This window comes from Pasteuria penetrans, from assembly GCF_900538055.1.
Lineage (GTDB): Bacteria > Bacillota > Bacilli > Thermoactinomycetales > Thermoactinomycetaceae > Pasteuria > Pasteuria penetrans.
Window position 1 is genome coordinate 1,739,163 of sequence record NZ_UZAC03000001.1, and the last position, 18,349, is coordinate 1,757,511.

An 18,349-nucleotide genomic window follows, 5' to 3' on the forward strand; every position below is an offset into this window, starting at 1 on the left:
AATTCGACTGCGGGGCGGGCACGGGGGACCCCCGATTAGGGGATTTAAAAGAAAAGGGAATTTACTTCATAATTTAGAATGGGTTTGTAGGATCCTCTGGGACATCGATAGTGGGAAAGAGGTATAGGAAGCATCATAAGGAGTCTTCTGTGGTTGGGGAGAGGGAAATAAAAATATTATCTTATATATTGTATATATTAAATATTTATATAAATTATATTTAATGTTACTTTGCTAATATATTCTGTTTATAATATTATTGAATGTATTTATATATTATTTTATTAATTTATTTTTAAAAATTTAATAATATTATTTTTTATTCTGGGGAAAGCATCGAGAGGTGCAGTTGATGTCGAAACAAGAGTATCGGGAACCTATCCTTGGAATGGGGACTTGGCAACATAGGATCAGAACCCGTACGGACACAATGCACGGCGGGGAGAGGCATGGAGAATGTGACACTAGATTAGGGTACTGAATGGGCAAAATCCTATTTTTTATTTTTTATGTATTTTACAAATACTTGTGTTTCCGAGTAAGGAATATGAATATTTTAATTTTTTATAATTATATGTTTTTAGACAATATTATATTATCTAGAACTATATCTCCATTTTCATGCTGCATCTTATGGGTATCATTCGAGAAGATCGGCCATTCAGGCCCTCCACAGTCCTGTCGAAAGAACGGTTGGATCCATTGCTCGGGGAATCGATTTCGATATCAAAGAGTACTTTGATCCTATTTCGCATGACATGGTTATGCGAGTTCTTCAATTCTTTGCGGAGAACAGAGCGATACTTCTCTATTGTGAAAGATGGCTAAAGGCGTCTGTTCAGATTCCGGATGGAACGAGCCAATCAGTGACCGAGGGTACATCGCAAGGTGGGGTTATCAGTCCACTGTTGGCCAATTTATTCTTGCATCGTGTAAAAGGCTGATGGATGAAAATCCATCAGCCCTCTATTTCATTTTCATTCGGGAGGTACATGGATGATATTATATATTGCTGTCATAATAAGGATCAGGCTGAGTATCTGCTTGGTGAGCTCAGGATGGGAATGTTGCAATCGCATGTGTACATTCGGGGTCCATGTGGGATAGGGAGCAGTAATAAGGGGTAATGATAACGGTAGAAATCATGAAGGAATTTACGAAAAGAATATCCCCATAGGGTAACCCAATTGTGTTTGTAACCTCATCATCACATTTTGATATTTTTATTATATCGGTTATACTATAGGTACTGTCCTATTCCCCATAGTATCCTAAACAGTGATAGGATGACTGATTACTTTTGTAAGATCTTTTTATTGGGGAGTATCGTGGAGTATAAGAAAAAAACGAGTCCTCAATCGTCATAAGGAAGCTCTACACAGTATATATGCTCTTTTTTGCGTTGGGATCTTCCGTCTCTTTCGGTTTTTTCCATTATCTTCACGGTTGTTTCTGTTCTTAAATAAATTGGTGTTTCTCCATCGGATTAGAACACGGGGGGATTTTTGGGTTCTGAATATGATTCCTCGTAGTGATTCAACAATAAAGTGGGGTAAGAATCCCTGATATAGCATTACCACAGCGCTCATAGAATGCAATGGGCCCCCACGGCGGGAGATGGGATGATTGAAGTCAGGAAACCCCTGAGGAAAGAATCCTGGGAAAACTTCATCCGTGGTGGACATAGAAAGGAAATAACCCCATGCTTATGGAAATAACCAAAACAATATGGGATGATCATCAGGCCGCAGGGTGGGAATTTACAGGAATCGGGGTTTTCTTCTTGATCTTGGCACTTCTCTTCCTCGGATTTTTCCTTTTATTTTCCCTTATCTTTTCGCGTATTACCCTTAGTGGCATAATGGCTGCTTATTTTTGTAGTATTTTTCTATGCGAGGCTTCTTTAGGATTGGGTTCAAAAATGTTTTCTAAACGATATAGGGGAACCCTATACCTTTTAAGAAGTATTCCCCTCTGTATTGGTGTCTTTAAGTTGGCGAGGAGATTACCCGCTAGGGCCGTACCCCTTGGGAAGAAGGTTCGTATCCATCTCAACCATAGGGGGGAAGTGGAGGAATTATATGGATATGATGGGGACAAAAAAGAGATCCCTAATGCCAAATCCGATCAAAATGATGTAACAGGTATTCTACGGTCTATGGAAGAAATCAGCGATCAATGGGTACTATCATTCCAACCAGAGGGGACAACGGGAGAAACCGATGTGGAAAGGTACCCGATAGCCGTAGGTGCGCGGTTGTATGGGGAAAATGGGAAGGTTCCCACCTATGTGGTGGTTCCTAGTCGTCACTGTCTAAGAGATGATCATCTGTATCCTATGGCATTTGTTCTCTGTTTTATCTTTTTTGAGTTCGCTATCTTCGCCTTCCTGTTTTTTTTGATTTGCCATAAAATCAACGGCACACATATCATAAAAAGATAAGAAAATTAACATCGAATTGAACGATAAACACTTATTTCTACGTATTGAAAATTGTAGTTGATGCCAACGATGATTGGGAGGGATCGCATGTCACAATATAAGTTTTGCGTGCATCTTGTGCCTGGCAGGACGGAGTATAGGAGGGAATTGCACATGACCTAGGCATTTCCCTATGAAACAAGGGAACCCATCGTGCAGACGGGTGTGTCATCGATCCAGGGGCAACGTCCGTCCGGGGCGGGGAATCCGTGGGGGCATAAAAAAAGAGGCCTAAGCTGCCGGGAAAGATAGTATAGATGGATGGATGATGTCAGGGCATTCTACCGGGCGTGTGTCAAGTAAGCTGTAAGCTGTATAAGCGATGAAAGTTGTGATTGGCCCTTCGGAATCGGTTGGTAGGTAGCAGGCTTCCACCTACCTGACGCTACTGGAAATACTCCAGTGGTGGGCGGTTTTGGGAGAGGCGGGGCTAGAATTCTCGCCAGGTGGTGATTTAGGGAGCCCAACGAGAGTGAAACAACGTTCGATAACGCAATAGGAAAGAACCGTTCATGTCGTCGAGTAGGGCCTGGAATCTCAGCCAACCCTCCCCGGCGATCTGTTGTCCAGGGTGTGTGGGCTACCCGTTGGGGATCGTAGTTATCTATGTTGCGTACAGGTGCGGATCGGTATCGGTCCTCCGTAGTAGAAAAGAAGTCCTGCTATGGATGAGAATGGAGCTAGGGAACAGAAGGGTTCAACGGATCGTGTGCTAAGCTGTAGGTGCAGAAAAGATGAGGGTAGGTTTTTTGGAAAGGTAAGTCTTCGGAATCAATCGACGGGGTGCCCAATCAATCACCCTGGCGTGGTCATGGTAAGAGCATAGGTCGTAAAGCAGCTAGGGAAGAGGCGGGTCTATGACCTTATTAGGTGATGAATGCACATTGTAATTATGATTTATATTTTATCATGCATTAAGGTGGGGTGATGGATAAAAAATAGACCCTAAAACGGGTCATCGGATGATGCGGGGGGAAAAAAAGGGCCTCCCGGGAAAACCGCAGGCTTGGGATGGCAACCAACAACCTCGTCTCCCAAAATCTTGTACCATTGGTTCATTCATTGCCCGTATTGTTGAAACAACCCTGCTCATGTATTTTTTTTTGCAGACCATGGAGGCGTTGTTGTTCTGTCCGGAACCTGGACTGCACACGCCCAATCAATTTTTGTTGAACAACGATATCCTCGCGAAGGGATCGGAGATGGCGTTGTTCTTTTTGTAACCATAATCGTACATAATGAACCAATTTTTGCTGAAAGAGGATCTTCTCCCGCAAAGCCTGGGGTTCCTCGGAATGGTTGGAACCAGTCAAAAAATCCGGGGATGACAGGGGCACAGCGGGTTTCTCTTGTTTTTGTACGCCCCATTGGATACGTTGGGTTGCTGTTGGTCCCTCCATTATCACCTTTCCTACTGTTTCTGATCCTGATCTGCCCACATTCTCAATTTCCACTTCCACTTCATTAGCGATCCATTCCGTCCATGGATCCCCCGTATTACATTCCTCTTCCTGACGACATTCGACGGAGGGTGAGGAGGACTCCCCATCCCCCTTGGGTGGTACCTCCCATTCGGAGAATGCTACCCCCTCCACTATTTCAGTTGATTTGCCGTTCGTGTTTTCATTGGTAACTGCGGGGGTCTCTATATCATCCCTCCCCGTAACTGAGTCAAATCTACATGCGTCCTCAAGGGTTAGTGGAAAAAATAACTCAGGTATATTTTTATTCTTGAAATTCTTGGAAAATAAATTCATAATCACCCATTCCCAACTACAGGATTTTTCTTACCCCACATACAACCAAAAATCCCACGGGAACATTATTTCCAATTCCGGATCACCTTGGCCTGTGATCACCCCCCAGGGGGGTGGAATCCATATTTCATCCCCGGGGTAAGACTAAAAACCCCCGAGGAGAACGAGGGAAACCAATATCCCAAGCGATCTTCATGGGGAAGGGTTCCGTGAAATCCCCTTTCGTATCGGCGGATCCCTTATGGTGAGGTATCGCGGTTACTTGCAGGTTATGTTATAGATCCATGTCCGTGATACATAAATTCAATTATTGTATCCATTGCTGAAATGGGGAGAATGGTGCGTTGAGTTAGATGCGGAAAGTATGAAGATGGGTTCTTCGGAACCGACATTAATAAAAAATATAGATCCAAAGGTGGATTATCAAATGACGTAGGGAGGACAAAAAAGGGTCCCCCGGGGCCCCGACCAAAAATAGGTTCAGAAAATTTACAGACGAACCCAGGGACAACCGTTAGGGGAATACAGGACGGCAACAAGTGTGTACGTTTTCGGAAATTTCAAAAATGAGAGGAAATCCCACCTTTCAAGAATTCACACCCACAACGGGATGCTGCCGAACACGGAGTGCTTTGGCTCCCTAAAATATATTTTCCCACGTGTCCTCCTTTTCTTACCCTACACAGGACGGTAGTAATAAAATTGTCCACCCTCATTTGTATTTTATTTTTTAATATATTTTAAAATATGGAGATAACATTAGAAATGAATAAAATAAATAAGGGATATGCGTTTGCTATATTTTTTGTCGTTCCTACATTATGGGGCCCTTCCCATAAATTTGCAGCTTCCCCCCCAAAGAGGCTGGCCTGGCCCGATATCCAGAATCTATCATCCCCATATTCGTTGCCCTCACGCGGGGATATATTGTTACACAAGGAAAACGATCTCGAACGTGGTAAACCTAGGGAAACAAGGTTTCGTGTAAAAAGGGGAAGTTCTAGGGCATCAACAAGTTCGACAGAATCCCCATCGTCCACAATGTACGAATCCGCTATGGATGATAGATCTCTTATGGATGGTAGATCCCTTATGGATGGTAGATCCCTTATGGATGGTAGATCTCTTATGGATGGTAGATCCCTTATGGATGGTAGTTCTGAGGGGCAAAGGATTGCCAATGAACAGGATCAGTTGACTCAGGCCATCCAGAGGGAGGAAGTTGCCAGGGATAGGGCTTATCGTGGGGAGAAGCAACAGGGGCAAGGGATTGCCAATGAACAGGATCAGTTGGCTCAGGCCATCCAGAGGGAGGGAGTTGCCAGGGATAGGGCTTATCGTGGGGAGGAGCAACAGGGGCAACAGCAACAACTACAACAACAGGAACAATTGCAACAAAGGCAACAACAGCAACGTTCGGCAGATCATGGTAATCAGCTGGAATTGGATCCGAATCCATCCACTTCGGGTACACAACAGATGAAATATAAGCAACGTTCGGCAGATCATGGTAATCAGCTGGAATTGGATCCGAATCCATCCACCTCGGGTACACAACAGATGAAACATAAAGAACGTATTGAACATGATAAGGAAAAGATGGAAGAACTTGTAAATAAGTACCTTGATGCCTCCAAAAATGGCGAAAAGATCAGTGTGCGTAAGTTTGCTCGTGAAAATAGCATACCTCCTAGTACGCTCCGTGGGTGGTTGGGGAAACGACAAGAGCAAATACTGCAGCAACAACAACTGCAGCAACAACCATGGTACCAACAGTGGCAACAATGGGAAGGATGGCAACAACAATCATGGCAACGACTGGATGAACAAGAGCAGCAGCAACGGCGACAATTGCAACAACGGGAACAACGGAACCAACTGTTTGAACAGCAGTGGGAACAACGGAACCAACTGTACGAACAGCAGCGGCAAAAATATGAGGAACAATGGCAACTGCAACAACAAGGGACACAACAGAACCAGCAGCAGCAACGGCAAGGACAGCGGCGATTGGGACCAACACGGCAATTGGATCTGAATCCATCTACTTCGTCGGGGGCACAACAGAACCAGCAGCAGCAACGGCAAGGACAGCAGCGATTGGGACCACCATGGCAATTGGATCCGAATCTATCTACTTCGTCGGGGGCACAACAGAACCAGCAGCAGCAACGGCAAGGACAGCAGCGAGGGCATGAGCAGTAGTGATTGGGATTAACACGGCAGGAACTGGGGCAACAGTGGGATCAACTTTGTGGTTCCGGAGGGGGATCGCGTAGAGGTCTAGGTTGCAAACTAACGAAGGAGCAATGGATGGACAAGAAACTAGAGAAACAGAATAGTGGGGTAGTGCTGATAAGTAGTATCGGTGGTGGGATCGATGCATAAAGAGGGGTGTGGAGGGGCTCAGATGACGTGAGAGGGTTTGGTTGAAATATCGGATTGATCCGACAATGAAAGGAGATTACAGTCCTATAATCGGTATAGCCGAAAAATCCCTAAGAAACCCATTCGTTTTGTGATTTTATCAATATAATAATTCTATTAAAGGTATTCATTAGGATGTACAAGTTGTTGATCCGACGATTGTGGTATAAGATGAATGATCCGGATGGGATCCTTTCCCCAGAGGGGGATTTTCCTATGTGGAGTAAAAGAATAATGAAAATAGCTCCTTTTTTCACTATTCCCTTGGTTTCTCTTTCTCTGAATCTTTTCAATTTCAAACCGGCTAGTGTATCGTATTCAGGACCATCCGTGGATGTGGGTAAAGTTCCGGGAGATGAATGGTGGGGAAGGGATAGTGATAGCCATTCATTCATTTATCACCTGGCTCCCGTGGAGATCGTTGAGGAGGGGGTGCGGAGGTATCCCCTTGGGGATACCGTTTGGTGCGATGCGGGGGATACGGAGGATTTTTCATCATTTCGTTAGGTTTTACTCTATGCACTATTATGTTGGGGAACGGTGGATAGAGATGGGAAAAACCTGGGCAGAGGGTCCCTTGGGGAGGGACAAATCTTGCCTAGGTTTTTTTATCTTCTAGATAGAGGGGTTTTCAGTATGGGTTTGTGAATCTTTGTCCCATCATTAAAATAGCGCTAGCTGGTTGCTAGCTGGTAGGGTATCCAGACAACCTGCGTTTCGTAATGCTTCCACGACTGCACTCGTGGCTCTCGTGCGCTTCTGGAAATCGGCAATGGATAGGAATTCCCCGGCTTCACGGGCTTTTACAATGTTCACGGCCACGTTTTCTCCCAAACCATGGAGGGCTATGAGCGGGGGAATGAGTTTGTTTTCCTCTGCGACAAACGTTTTCTCCTCAGAACAATAGAGGTTCATAGGTGCGAAGGAAAATCCTCGGGCCATGAATTCAAGAACAGATTCCCAAAGGGACTGTTGCGCCTTTTCCTTGGCTGTTGCTTTATTTCCCTGGGTTTGGAGTTTGACTAATTCTCGTCGTAGATGATGTTCCCCTTTAGAGATAGTTTGCCAATCGAAATCCTGGAGCAGTCGGCGAAAATGAACAGCATAGTAGGCTAAGGGGTGATGCACTTTAAACCAGGCTATTCGCATAGCCATCATGACATAGGCCGCTGCGTGGGCACGGGGGAACATGTAGTTGATTTTATCACAGGACTCGATATACCAATTAGGAACGCGATGTTGGCGTAAGAGGGCGGCTTCTTGTTTCGTAACCCCTTTGCCTTTGCGTACCTTTTCCATGATTTGAAATGCCAGTTGTGCCGTGCAACCCCGGCGCATCAGGTAGGACATAATGTCATCGCGGGTGCATATGGCCTCCGATAGTGTACATGTACCTTCGCGAATTAGTTCTTGTGCGTTACCGGACCAAACATCCGTGCCATGGGAGAGTCCGGAAATACGAATCAATTCAGCAAATGTAGAGGGACATGTATCCTCCAACATTTGTCGGACAAAGGGTGTGCCGAACTCGGGGACACCGATGGTTCCCGTTTTTACACCACCGATTTGATCTGGTTGGATGCCTAGGGATTTTGTTCCTTGGAAGAGAGCTAGTACATCGGGATCAGCCAGGGGAATCTGCAGGGGATTGACCCCTGTGTAATCCTCCAACAAACGAATGGTAGTGGGGACTTGATGTCCCAAGATATCCAGTTTTAGCAACTTCCCACTGATGGAATGGTAATCAAAATGCGTGGTTCGTACGCCCGATTTACGGTCATCAGCAGGGTATTGAATGGGTGTAAAGGAATGTACATCCATGTCTTGTGGGATTACTATCAGTCCACCAGGATGTTGTCCTGTTGTTCTTTTGATATCCGTGCATCCTTGAACAAGTCGCTCAACATCAGCCGTACGGAGGGCCAGTCCCTGTTGTTCCTCGTATTTTTTTACAAATCCATAGGCTGTCTTAGATTTCACCCGTGCAATGGTGCCAGCTCGGTAAATATGATCTTTACCGAGGAGTTCCTCTGCATAGGCGTGAGCACGGGGCTGATAGTCGGAGCCAAAGTTGAGATCGATGTCAGGCGTTTTGTCGCCCTCGAAGCCTAGGAAGGTTTCGAAGGGTATTTGTTGGCCATCCTTTTGTAGAGGATGTTGACAAGTGGGGCAGGCACGGTCTGGCAGGTCAAAACCCGATTCATAGGAACCATCCACAACGAATTCGCTGTATTGGCAGCTCTGGCAGCGCCAGTGTGGGGGTAACGGATTTACCTCTGTGATGCCGCTTAGGGTGGCTACAAGGGAGGAACCCACGGAACCACGTGAACCTACCAAGTAACCGTCATCCAGGGATTTTTGGACCAATTTTTGCGAGAGAATATAAATAACAGCAAATTTGTTTCGAATGATACTGTGAAGTTCATGTTGTAGACGTTGAGATACGATTTTAGGTAGGGGGTTACCGTACCAAGTATGCGCCTGGGTATAGCAAAGCTGTTGCAGTTTTTCCTCGGCGCCCTCCATTTTGGGTGTTGCGGTACCCTCAGGGAAGAGAGTGATTTCCTCGATTCTCGCGGCGATGGTATGAGGTCCTTCGACAACAACCTGTTGCGCAACTTCCCGATCGAGGTGTGCAAAAGCGGATAGCATTTCCCCGGTGGTACGGAAATGGGCGGGGGGTAGGGGGAGGTTGACCCGGAAACCCATTTGATTTCCAACAACGATGTCGCGGAAAATAGCCTCCTCCTGATCGAGGTAGTGAGCGTTACCTGTGGCTACGACAGGTTTCTGCAGTGTTTTCCCGAGGTCGATTATGAGGCGATGGGTAGCATGGAGTTGTTCCTCGGAATGGATAACGCCTTTTTGCAATAAATGGGATAGAGAATCAGGGGGTTGGATTTCTAAATAGTCGTAAAAATGGGCAATTTCCTCCGCTTCCTCCCTTGTTCGATGGAGGGCTGCTTCGTGGAGTTCGCCTTTTTCGCAACCGGATCCAATGAGTAGACCTGCACGATGTTTCGTGAGTTCACTCTTCGGGATGCGGGGAACGCCATGGAAGTGAAGCGTATGGGAGTCGGAGACCAATTGGTAAAGGTTCCGCAGACCCTGGGGTTGGGCCACAAGTAGGGTGACATGGAAAGGACGTATTTTGCGAAAATCGGTGCGTGGAATGGAATTGAGATCGAGTAGCTGGTGACTACCATGTTCTTTTTGGGTCGTTGTGAGTAAGTGACCTAGTACATGGGCCGTGGCCTCCGCATCATAGATGGCCCTGTGGTGTCGTTCCAGCGGTATGCGTAGGTGATCGGTTAGGGTGTGGAGGCGATGGTTTTTCAGTTGGGGTAGGACACGGCGAGCAAGCTCAACGGTGTCAAGGATGGGATTTTGCAAGGGAGGCAATCCCAACCGGCGGGCGGCTTCCCGGAGAAAGGCTGCATCAAAGCGGGCGTTGTGCGCTACGAAAGGATCCTCCCGCAGAAATTGGAGAAATTGTGGAAGAATGTCTTTTAGGCAAGGAGCGTCCCGGACCATATCGTCGTTGATGTTGGTTAATTCTGTTACGGTTTTTCCCAGGGGATGTTGTGGGTTGACAAAGGATTGAAAGCGATCGATGATCTTACCTTCTTTGTATCGTATCGCGGCCAATTCAATGATGGTGTCATGGCTAGCTGTCAGGCCCGTTGTTTCGACGTCGACAACGACGTAAGTGGACGAAGCTATGGGGGCGTCCCCTGGATTTATGATTACCGGGATGCCATCGTCCACTACGTAGGCCTCCATACCCAGAATGGCGCGGATACCCGCACGTTTCGCTGCCTCTACAGCTTCAGGAAAGGCTTGTACACTGCCATGGTCTGTGATGGCAACGGCTGTATGTCCCCAGGAGGCCGCTCTTTCGATGAGATGATGTGCTTCCATAACGCCGTCCATGGTGGACATGGAGGTATGTGCATGTAATTCGATGCGACGGATGGGGGCGGTGTCTTCGCGTATATCTTTTGCAGGAATGATTTTCCCTTGCTGAACCATTAGGATGTATTCCTTCATGTAGTTGTCCACCTGCATAGTGCCCTGTAGTTTGAGCCATTCATTTTCCTGGACCGAGGACCAGTGCTTGGTTACCTCCTTGGTGCGTAGGAAGGTCTTGCAGATGAGAGAACTGGTATGGTCTGTGATCCATACAATGATCAGTTTTTGTCCGTTCCGCAGGTCTTTGATTTCCTTCTTAAATACCTTTCCTAGGACGGTAACAGGTCCCTCATTGGGCAATTGATCTAGGGGGAGAGTATTTGTTTGCTTCCCCTGCTTTTTCTGGGGGGGTACAGGGGGATGGGGTTTGTTGTGGTCGTGAGGGAATGTTTCTTCGTTGGGGGAGGGCATGAAGACGTTCGATTGGCCATTATGTAGAGGGGGGGGATCGGGATAGGGGGACTGTGATGGGGTAGATTCCAGAAGGGGTTCCTTGGGACAGGATGCAGGGAAGGAGGGTGAATCGTTGGAGTCAGATTGGGGTGGTGCCTTCGTTTCATTCGTTTCATTCGTTTCATTCGTTTCATTCGTTTCATTTGTTTCATTCGTTTCATTTGTTTCATTTGTTTCATTCGTTTCATTCGTTTCATTGGGTTTCTTAGTGGAGGAGGAAAGGGGGGAAAATGTGAGGGTAACTTCGATGCCCTCCTTGCGAAAACGATCGCTTATTTTCTCTTGGAGGGCCTTCTGCATGCTTTGATCTATGGTCTTGGGGGCGAGGATTTCTAGGGTCCATGCCGGGTATTTGGGGTGAACGTAGATATGACGTAGGAGAGTATTTTTCCACTGGGACCGCCAAGCGGCCGATAAATCGATGGTATCACACAATTTTTCCCAGGCTTTCCTCGGTGTGTCGTCACGTGTCTGTGGGGTGTTCATTTTCTTATCGTGGTTAGAGGGGGGGAGGGGGTTCATCCATTGTCTCCTCCTTCTGGGGATTTTTTCTGAAACCGTTTATGATTTCCGTGTTCATGGTATCATAGGAAGCTGAATGGCCTCAATGATGGTATGAATTAGTTTAGTATATAATAATTTTTATAAAAATAAAAAGGCACTTTCAATATTTTGGATTGAGTGCCTCTTTGTGTTTTCCCATTCCTAGCTCAGTTGTGGGGCATCAGGGGAGAAGAATGAGCAAAAAATTGATTCCTTTGATTCCCATATTTCTGAATTGAAGAACGCCAGGTGAACCAGAGGGTACGGTTATAGAGAAGGGGAAGGATACGTTTCCTGTGGCTGATGTGGTAAATTTTCTTGCTTCCTCACCGTTGAGGAGTATCTCTACAGACACAGTGGCAGATTCCGAATCGCAATTGCATCCTGTGAAGGTACCCATGTAGCTGTGTCCCGATGTTAGGATCACAGTTGTAGTAGGTAGGGCGGGGAGGGTGATAGCGGAACCGCTGATATTGTCGATAGTGCATAGGGTCATAATTTGTCCCGTCGAGGAGGGGGAGAAGGTGGCTTCCAGGAGACTAGAAGCAGTGGGGGCAGGTGTGGGGGAAGAACAGGGTTTCGGACAATGGAATTCGCAACAATTGCAACAGGTACAACAATCGTGGCAATGATTACAGCAACATCGGTTACAGCAATGGCAGGGGCATTTTCTTGGGAATACGATCTTCGAGCAACAAACTTGGGAAAGGGGGGGGCAGTGGCATTGTTGTGAGTCCCGCATTAGGTATTTCACCACCCTGATAGAGGTCGATCCATAGACCTTTTATCTAGTCTCAACGTGTACTCTTTATAGTATGCGTATGGGAGATTGCTGGATAGGTAGTATTTGTCCCCAATTCATGGTTTTGGGTGTAATTCCAGGATTTTCTGATTCCTTTCTGATTCCAAGAGGGGGGCAAACAATCTCCTTTTCCCAATAATATTAATAATTGTATTTTTATTTTATATTGTTTGTCTATATTATGTAATATGAATTTATATATAAAGAATGCTGCCCCCGATTTCATGGTTGGCGTAAGCGGACATTGAAGATTTTACCAAGGAGAAAGTATCCTGATTTGATATTGTTATGTCCATTTTGTTCTTCTTCCTATTTTGGTCATATTTGGAGAGGCGGTTCCTTATAGCCAAGCAAACCCCAATTAGCTTTGCAATCCTATGATCCTTTGTTGTTACCCCTCCTTTTTGGGGGGAGAGGGGGCTGATGGCCCAATGATTGCCGACTATCGATGTCTGTGAATTTGCACCCCTTTTCCAGAAAGACCTTCCACTCCGTGGGGAGGGGAATCAGGAGTTCAGCCGAGATACAAACCACATTTTTTGGCTACCAGATAGATCATTTCATTACGTGTTAATTTCCTTATGTTGCTGTTGATTAGCGTGCTATCCATTCTACGGCAGGTGGATATCATACCTACTATTGACTTTTGGAAGGTGGTGAAGTGCCGAAAGGAACCCTGTGTAATATTGCATCTTGCTTTTTCCTCGTATGCCAACAACCGTTTCCTGCCGTCATATAATGTCTTTCTACCTATAAGGGGTTTTTCTTTCTTCCCTTCCAGAGCTCCAAAAAATAGTCCCTTCCGAGGAATACGTTCGATCCATTCCCTGTCTGCCCATCTAAAGGTCTCTTTAATGAACTCCAGGATTATGGTAATCAGCATATGTTTCCTTGTACAATGAAGAATATTGCCTGTAATACTCGCAAGGGATTGCAAGTTTAATTTCTTCCTTGGTGGAACACCAGTACCACTTGTCCGCGAAGTATTCAATCCATTCCTTCACCCCTTCCAAGTTCAACGGTTCCATGGTACAATGCCTTGGGACCATCTGTTATCAATCTCCTTTTTGTATGTGGGTATAAAGAGGATGGTATAGGAGTAACAGATGGTCTTCAAGTTTCTTTGAGAGTATTTTTAAGATAATATATAGAAGTTATTTTGAATGTACATAGGGAGAGAGAGTCACATCTTATTTAGTTTATATATTCATAATATTATTATAAATATTGGTAGCCTAACCATAACTGGGGAACCAAGCTTCTATAGATAGTATGATTTTATAAAAGTTATGTAGTTATTTTTATGAATCCGTAAGAGCCCACTTCCCATTTTATTCGGATCTCAGGAAACAATTGTGAACCTTTTTAACCGTACCAGAACCATACATGGTTCACTATTATCTATGCTTTTTTCCCAATCTTCGTGGTTTATGCCGTTCCCTGATCCCTTCTTTTCCTCTGTTTTGGGTGAATAGTGAGGGTAGAAGAGGACCGTTATTCGATAGGCATTCGCCTCATCACCAGGATCACAGCGGGTTCCATCTGTACTACGTTTCCCGTTGGTTTTCCAGGATGTTTTAGTACTCCGATTCGACTTCTGATGGAGCAAGGTCGTGCCTGCGATGGGTGGTGATCCTTCGTAGGCCCCTTCGTACTATTCCTGCAGTTTTTCGGAGCCCATTGTTTTATAATACCCGCATATCTCCAAGTCGGCCGCGTAGGCTGTCTCTGGATCGAGGGATTCCAGAATCCCCCTGTGCAACCTCTTAGAAAGTATCTCCAGTTGCATCCCGCAGATTCGTAAAAAAGATGGGTTATACACCTGAAGGGGGTTTCAAAGATGAGGGGAAATACCCTTGAAAACCTTGTTCAGAAATTCACAACCCCCCCTCGTGTCCTCTTTTCCTTACCCTACACAGGATGGTAATAATAAAATTCTTCACTCTTATTTATATTTGATTTGTTAATATTTTTTAAAATATAGGGGGAACATTAGAAATGAATAAAATAAATAAGGGATATGCGTTTGCTATATTTTTTGTCGTTTCTACATTATGGGGCCCTTCCCATAAATCTGCAGCTTCCCCTCCAGAGAGGCTAGCCAGGCCCGATATCCAGAATCTATCATCCCCATATTCGTTGCTCCCACATGGGGATATATTGTTACTCAAGGAAAGCGATCTCGAACGTGATAAACCTAGGGAAACAAGGTCTCGTATAAAAAGGAGAGGTCCTAGGATATCAATAAGTTCAACAGAATCTTCATCAATAAGTTCAACAGAATTTTCATCGCCCACAAGGCACGAATCCCCTATGGATGGTAGTTCTCTTATGGATGGTAGTTCTCTTATGGATGGTAGTTCTCTTATGGATGGTAGTTCTCTTATGGATGGTAGTTCCCTTATGGATGGTAGTTCCCTTATGGATGGTAGTTCATCGTTGGGGGGAAGTTCTGGGGGGCAGCAACAGGTGCAACAGCAGCTACAACCAACTTCGTCGGGGATGCAAAAGGGGCAAGGGATTGTCAATGAACAGAATCAGTTGGATCGGGCCATCGAGTGGGAGAAACTTGTCAGGGGTGGGGCTTATCGTAATGAACAGGATCAGTTGATTCAGCAGGCCATCGAGCGAGAGAAAGTTGCCAGGGATAGGGCTTATCGTGGGGGGCAGCAACAGGTGCAACAGCAGCTACAACCAATTTTGTCGGGGACACAACAGTTGGCGGCACAGCTGCTACAACAGAGGGAACAACTGCGGCAACAGCATGCGGAACAAATGAAGCAACAACCATGGTACCTACAGTGGAAACAAGTGACAGAACGGCAACGACAATCATTGCAACGATTGGGGGAACAACTGCAGCAACGGGGGGAACAACTGGAACAACTGGAACAACAGCACATGAGAGAACTGCAGCAACAACCGTGGTACCCACAGTGGAAACAATGGGGAGAACAGCGGCTACAAGCATTGCGACGACTGGAGGAACAACAGGGGGAACAATGGCAACAACTGAAGGGTGCAGTGGGTATACAGTGGACACAACAGGACTGGCATCAACAACAGCAACGTTCGGAAGATCATGGTAATCATATGGAATTGGATCCGAATCCATCTACTTCGGGTATACAACAGATAAAACACAGGGAACGTACGGGACATGATGAGGAGAGTATGGAAGAACTTTTAAGTAAGTACTTTGATGACCAAAAAGATTATGAAAAGATCAGTACGAATAAGTTTGCCCGTGAAAGTAGCATATATCAGATAAAACGCATAGGACGTACGGGACGTGATAAGGTAAGGCTTTTAAATAAGTATGATGTCCAGGAGTATGATGCCTCAAAAAATGGCGAAGAGATCAATGTGAATCAGTTTGCTCACGAAAATAGCATAAATCCGAGTACGTTCCGTAGATGGTTGAAGGAACGACAACGACAAGAGCGACTACTGCAGCGGAAGATGGAACAAGTGAAGCAACAACTCTGGTACCCACAGTGGCAACAATGGGAAGAATGGAAAAACCAATTAGTGCAAAAAATAGCGGAACATTGGCAGCAGGTATGGCAAACACAGAAGGAATCCTATCTGGAGAAATTGCGACAAGGGCAACAACAGTGGGAACAATGGGAACCCATGGTGCGACAAGATGTGGCACGACGAAGGGAACTAGATCGATGGAACCGAACGCGCGAAGTGATTCAAGAAAGCCTGCGGCAACAACCCTGGTACCCACAGTGGAAAAAACTGGGGTATCGAGATCACGATGTCTATAAATGATTGAAGTAAATGTGGATTGAGTAAATGTGTAAATATTTTGAAATTGTATAGGACGACTGTCCCGGTGCCCATTTTCGGCATCGTTTCGGCATCGTCTTAAGAAGCTCCGATGGTATAGTGGGGCTCGCTGTAGAGGTGCTGGCAAAATTTTCTGTTGAAAAAACTCTTGACCCCGGGGCAGCGGGTGGGTAGAATGGTTGGTAGGCTGTTCGGTGGTGGTGCGATGTGGTGGTTGGGATGCCCGTGTTTTTGGGATCTTTACCTTTCGTTACATACTCCCTGACAACCGGAGAGAAGTAGTGTTTCGTACACTAGGGTATGAACTGCCGTACGTACGGTGGACTTCCGCCCCGGGATTTATCCCGGTGTTGGGTGGATCCTGTGTGGGCGGAATGAAGTTTCTTGTTTTTTCATGGCGAGTTTGATCCTGGCTCAGGACGAACGCTGGCGGCGTGCCTACTACATGCAAGTCGAGCGCGTCCCCTTGGGGGCGAGCGGCGGACGGGTGAGTAACACGTGGATAACCTGTCCAGAAGTCGGGGATTACCCCTGGAAACGGGGGTCAATACCGGATACGCCCCCCGGATCGCATGGTTCGGGGGGGAAAGGTACCTTCGGGTGCCGCTTTTGGGTGGATCCGCGGCGCATTAGCTAGTTGGTGGGGTAAGGGCTCACCAAGGCGACGATGCGTAGCCGGCTTGGGAGAGCGGACGGCCACACTGGGACTGAGACACGGCCCAGACTCCTACGGGAGGCAGCAGTAGGGAATTTTCCGCAATGGGCGAAAGCCTGACGGAGCGACACCGCGTGGGTGAAGACGGCCTTCGGGTTGTAAAGCCCTGTTCATCGGGAAGAAGAAATGACGGTACCGGTGAAGAAAGCCCCGGCTAACTACGTGCCAGCAGCCGCGGTAATACGTAGGGGGCGAGCGTTGTCCGGGATGATTGGGCGTAAAGGGCGTGTAGGCGGATGTATAGGTCGGGCGTGAAAGGCACGGGCTCAACCCGTGTAAGCGTTCGAAACGGTGCATCTTGAGTGCGGTAGAGGGAAGCGGAATTTCTGGTGTAGCGGTGGAATGCGTAGATATCAGAAGGAACACCGGTGGCGAAGGCGGCTTCCTGGACTGTTACTGACGCTGAGGCGCGAAGGCGTGGGGAGCAAACAGGATTAGATACCCTGGTAGTCCACGCGGTAAACGATGAGTGCTAGGTGTAGGGATGCTCAGCATCTTTGTGCCGAAGGAAACCCATTAAGCACTCCGCCTGGGGAGTACGGTCGCAAGGCTGAAACTCAAAGGAATTGACGGGGGCCCGCACAAGCGGTGGAGCATGTGGTTTAATTCGATGCAACGCGAAGAACCTTACCAAGGCTTGACATCCCGATGAAAGGCCTCGAAAGAGTGCCGTGCCCCCTTCGGGGGGAGCATTGGTGACAGGTGGTGCATGGTTGTCGTCAGCTCGTGTCGTGAGATGTTGGGTTCAGTCCCGCAACGAGCGCAACCCTTATCTCCGGTTGCCAGCACGTAAGGGTGGGCACTTTGGAGAGACAGCCGGCGAAAGCCGGAGGAAGGCGGGGATGACGTCAAATCATCATGCCCCTTATGTCTTGGGCTACACACGTGCTACAATGGCCGTTACAGAGGGAGGCGAAGTCGCGAGACGGAGCGAATCCCAGAAAAGCGGTCTCAGTTCGGATCGCAGGCTGCAACTCGCCTGCGTGAAGTAGGAATCGCTAGTAATCGCGGATCAGCATGCCGCGGTGAATACGTTCCCGGGCCTTGTACACACCGCCCGTCACACCACGGGAGTGGGTCACACCCGAAGTCGGTGAGGGAACCTGGTTCGCCAGGACCCAGCCGCCGAAGGTGGGGCTCGCGACTGGGGTGAAGTCGTAACAAGGTATCCCTACCGGAAGGTGGGGATGGATCACCTCCTTTCTGGAGTATAGTGTGCCCTTTTGTACGGATGCTTTCTGGCTCTCCGGTTGTGAGTGAGTATGTTTTGTCGGGATGTGGCGGGTTCGTTTGTTTTGGGTTTCGTCCGTCCTCGTTTAAGGAAGGAGTTTTCTGTGCGATGGGGGTTGCCTATAACCCCCTCTGGTATCGCCGAAGTTTTGGCGTGTAGGTCGTATGGA

10 protein-coding genes and 1 rRNA gene are annotated in these 18,349 nt (G+C 47.0%); 7 read left to right on the plus strand and 4 right to left on the minus strand.

Features of this window, described 5'->3' with window-relative positions; translation table 11 throughout:
• Positions 1-587 precede the first annotated feature (587 nt).
• Together PPRES148_RS07100 and PPRES148_RS07105 are read left to right on the plus strand one after the other, a co-directional pair.
• Positions 588-944 carry a reverse transcriptase domain-containing protein gene (locus tag PPRES148_RS07100; RefSeq protein ID WP_149453844.1) on the plus strand — a complete coding sequence of 119 codons (357 nt, stop codon included), beginning with the start codon at positions 588-590 and terminating at the stop codon, positions 942-944.
• 839 nt (positions 945-1,783) lie between these two features.
• Positions 1,784-2,443 carry a hypothetical protein gene (locus PPRES148_RS07105; protein WP_149453845.1) on the plus strand — a complete coding sequence of 220 codons (660 nt, stop codon included), beginning with the start codon at positions 1,784-1,786 and terminating at the stop codon, positions 2,441-2,443.
• A 1,094-nt stretch (positions 2,444-3,537) separates the two neighbouring features.
• Here the strand turns inward: PPRES148_RS07105 and PPRES148_RS07110 are convergent.
• Positions 3,538-4,239, minus strand: a complete 702-nt coding sequence (locus PPRES148_RS07110; RefSeq protein WP_149453846.1) for a hypothetical protein — start codon at positions 4,237-4,239, stop codon at positions 3,538-3,540.
• A 765-nt stretch (positions 4,240-5,004) separates the two neighbouring features.
• On the opposite strand from PPRES148_RS07110, the gene PPRES148_RS07115 reads away from it, so the two are divergent.
• The 3 genes from PPRES148_RS07115 (at position 5,005) to PPRES148_RS07125 (ending at position 7,173) form a co-directional block, all read left to right on the plus strand.
• Positions 5,005-6,444, plus strand: coding sequence for a hypothetical protein (locus PPRES148_RS07115; protein WP_149453847.1), 1,440 nt, complete (start codon positions 5,005-5,007; stop codon positions 6,442-6,444).
• Positions 6,445-6,447: 3 nt separating this feature from the next.
• Positions 6,448-6,627 (plus strand): hypothetical protein, encoded by a 180-nt coding sequence (locus PPRES148_RS07120; RefSeq protein ID WP_149453848.1) that lies wholly within the window; start codon positions 6,448-6,450, stop codon positions 6,625-6,627.
• Between the two features lie 255 nt (positions 6,628-6,882).
• On the plus strand, positions 6,883-7,173 hold the full coding sequence (locus PPRES148_RS07125; protein ID WP_149453849.1) for a hypothetical protein: 291 nt from the start codon (positions 6,883-6,885) through the stop codon (positions 7,171-7,173).
• A gap of 156 nt (positions 7,174-7,329) precedes the next feature.
• Here PPRES148_RS07125 and PPRES148_RS07130 read toward each other — a convergent pair whose 3' ends face one another.
• From PPRES148_RS07130 to PPRES148_RS07140, 3 genes are all read right to left on the minus strand, one after another.
• Positions 7,330-11,613: a PolC-type DNA polymerase III gene (locus PPRES148_RS07130; RefSeq protein ID WP_149453850.1), complete on the minus strand. Its 4,284-nt coding sequence runs from the start codon at positions 11,611-11,613 to the stop codon at positions 7,330-7,332.
• A gap of 202 nt (positions 11,614-11,815) precedes the next feature.
• The gene (locus tag PPRES148_RS07135; RefSeq protein ID WP_149453851.1) at positions 11,816-12,130 is read right to left on the minus strand and encodes a hypothetical protein; all 315 of its coding nucleotides are present in this window, start codon (positions 12,128-12,130) and stop codon (positions 11,816-11,818) included.
• Between the two features lie 820 nt (positions 12,131-12,950).
• The gene (locus tag PPRES148_RS07140; RefSeq protein WP_149453852.1) at positions 12,951-13,427 is read right to left on the minus strand and encodes a hypothetical protein; all 477 of its coding nucleotides are present in this window, start codon (positions 13,425-13,427) and stop codon (positions 12,951-12,953) included.
• 1,007 nt (positions 13,428-14,434) lie between these two features.
• Between PPRES148_RS07140 and PPRES148_RS12585 the strand changes: the two genes are divergently transcribed.
• Together PPRES148_RS12585 and PPRES148_RS07150 are read left to right on the plus strand one after the other, a co-directional pair.
• On the plus strand, positions 14,435-16,216 hold the full coding sequence (locus tag PPRES148_RS12585) for a hypothetical protein (RefSeq protein WP_246142929.1): 1,782 nt from the start codon (positions 14,435-14,437) through the stop codon (positions 16,214-16,216).
• Between the two features lie 409 nt (positions 16,217-16,625).
• A 16S ribosomal RNA gene (locus PPRES148_RS07150) occupies positions 16,626-18,152 on the plus strand.
• Positions 18,153-18,349: the final 197 nt, after the last annotated feature.

Excerpts from the sequence above, each read along its gene's own strand:
- PPRES148_RS07110 (WP_149453846.1), bottom strand. The coding sequence starts at position 4,239 with ATGAATTTATTTTCCAAGAATTTCAAGAATAAAAATATACCTGAGTTA.
- PPRES148_RS07115 (WP_149453847.1), top strand. The coding sequence starts at position 5,005 with ATGAATAAAATAAATAAGGGATATGCGTTTGCTATATTTTTTGTCGTT.
- PPRES148_RS07125 (WP_149453849.1), top strand. The coding sequence starts at position 6,883 with ATGTGGAGTAAAAGAATAATGAAAATAGCTCCTTTTTTCACTATTCCC.
- PPRES148_RS07130 (WP_149453850.1), bottom strand. The coding sequence starts at position 11,613 with ATGAACCCCCTCCCCCCCTCTAACCACGATAAGAAAATGAACACCCCA.
- PPRES148_RS07135 (WP_149453851.1), bottom strand. The coding sequence starts at position 12,130 with ATGACCCTATGCACTATCGACAATATCAGCGGTTCCGCTATCACCCTC.
- PPRES148_RS12585 (WP_246142929.1), top strand. The coding sequence starts at position 14,435 with ATGAATAAAATAAATAAGGGATATGCGTTTGCTATATTTTTTGTCGTT.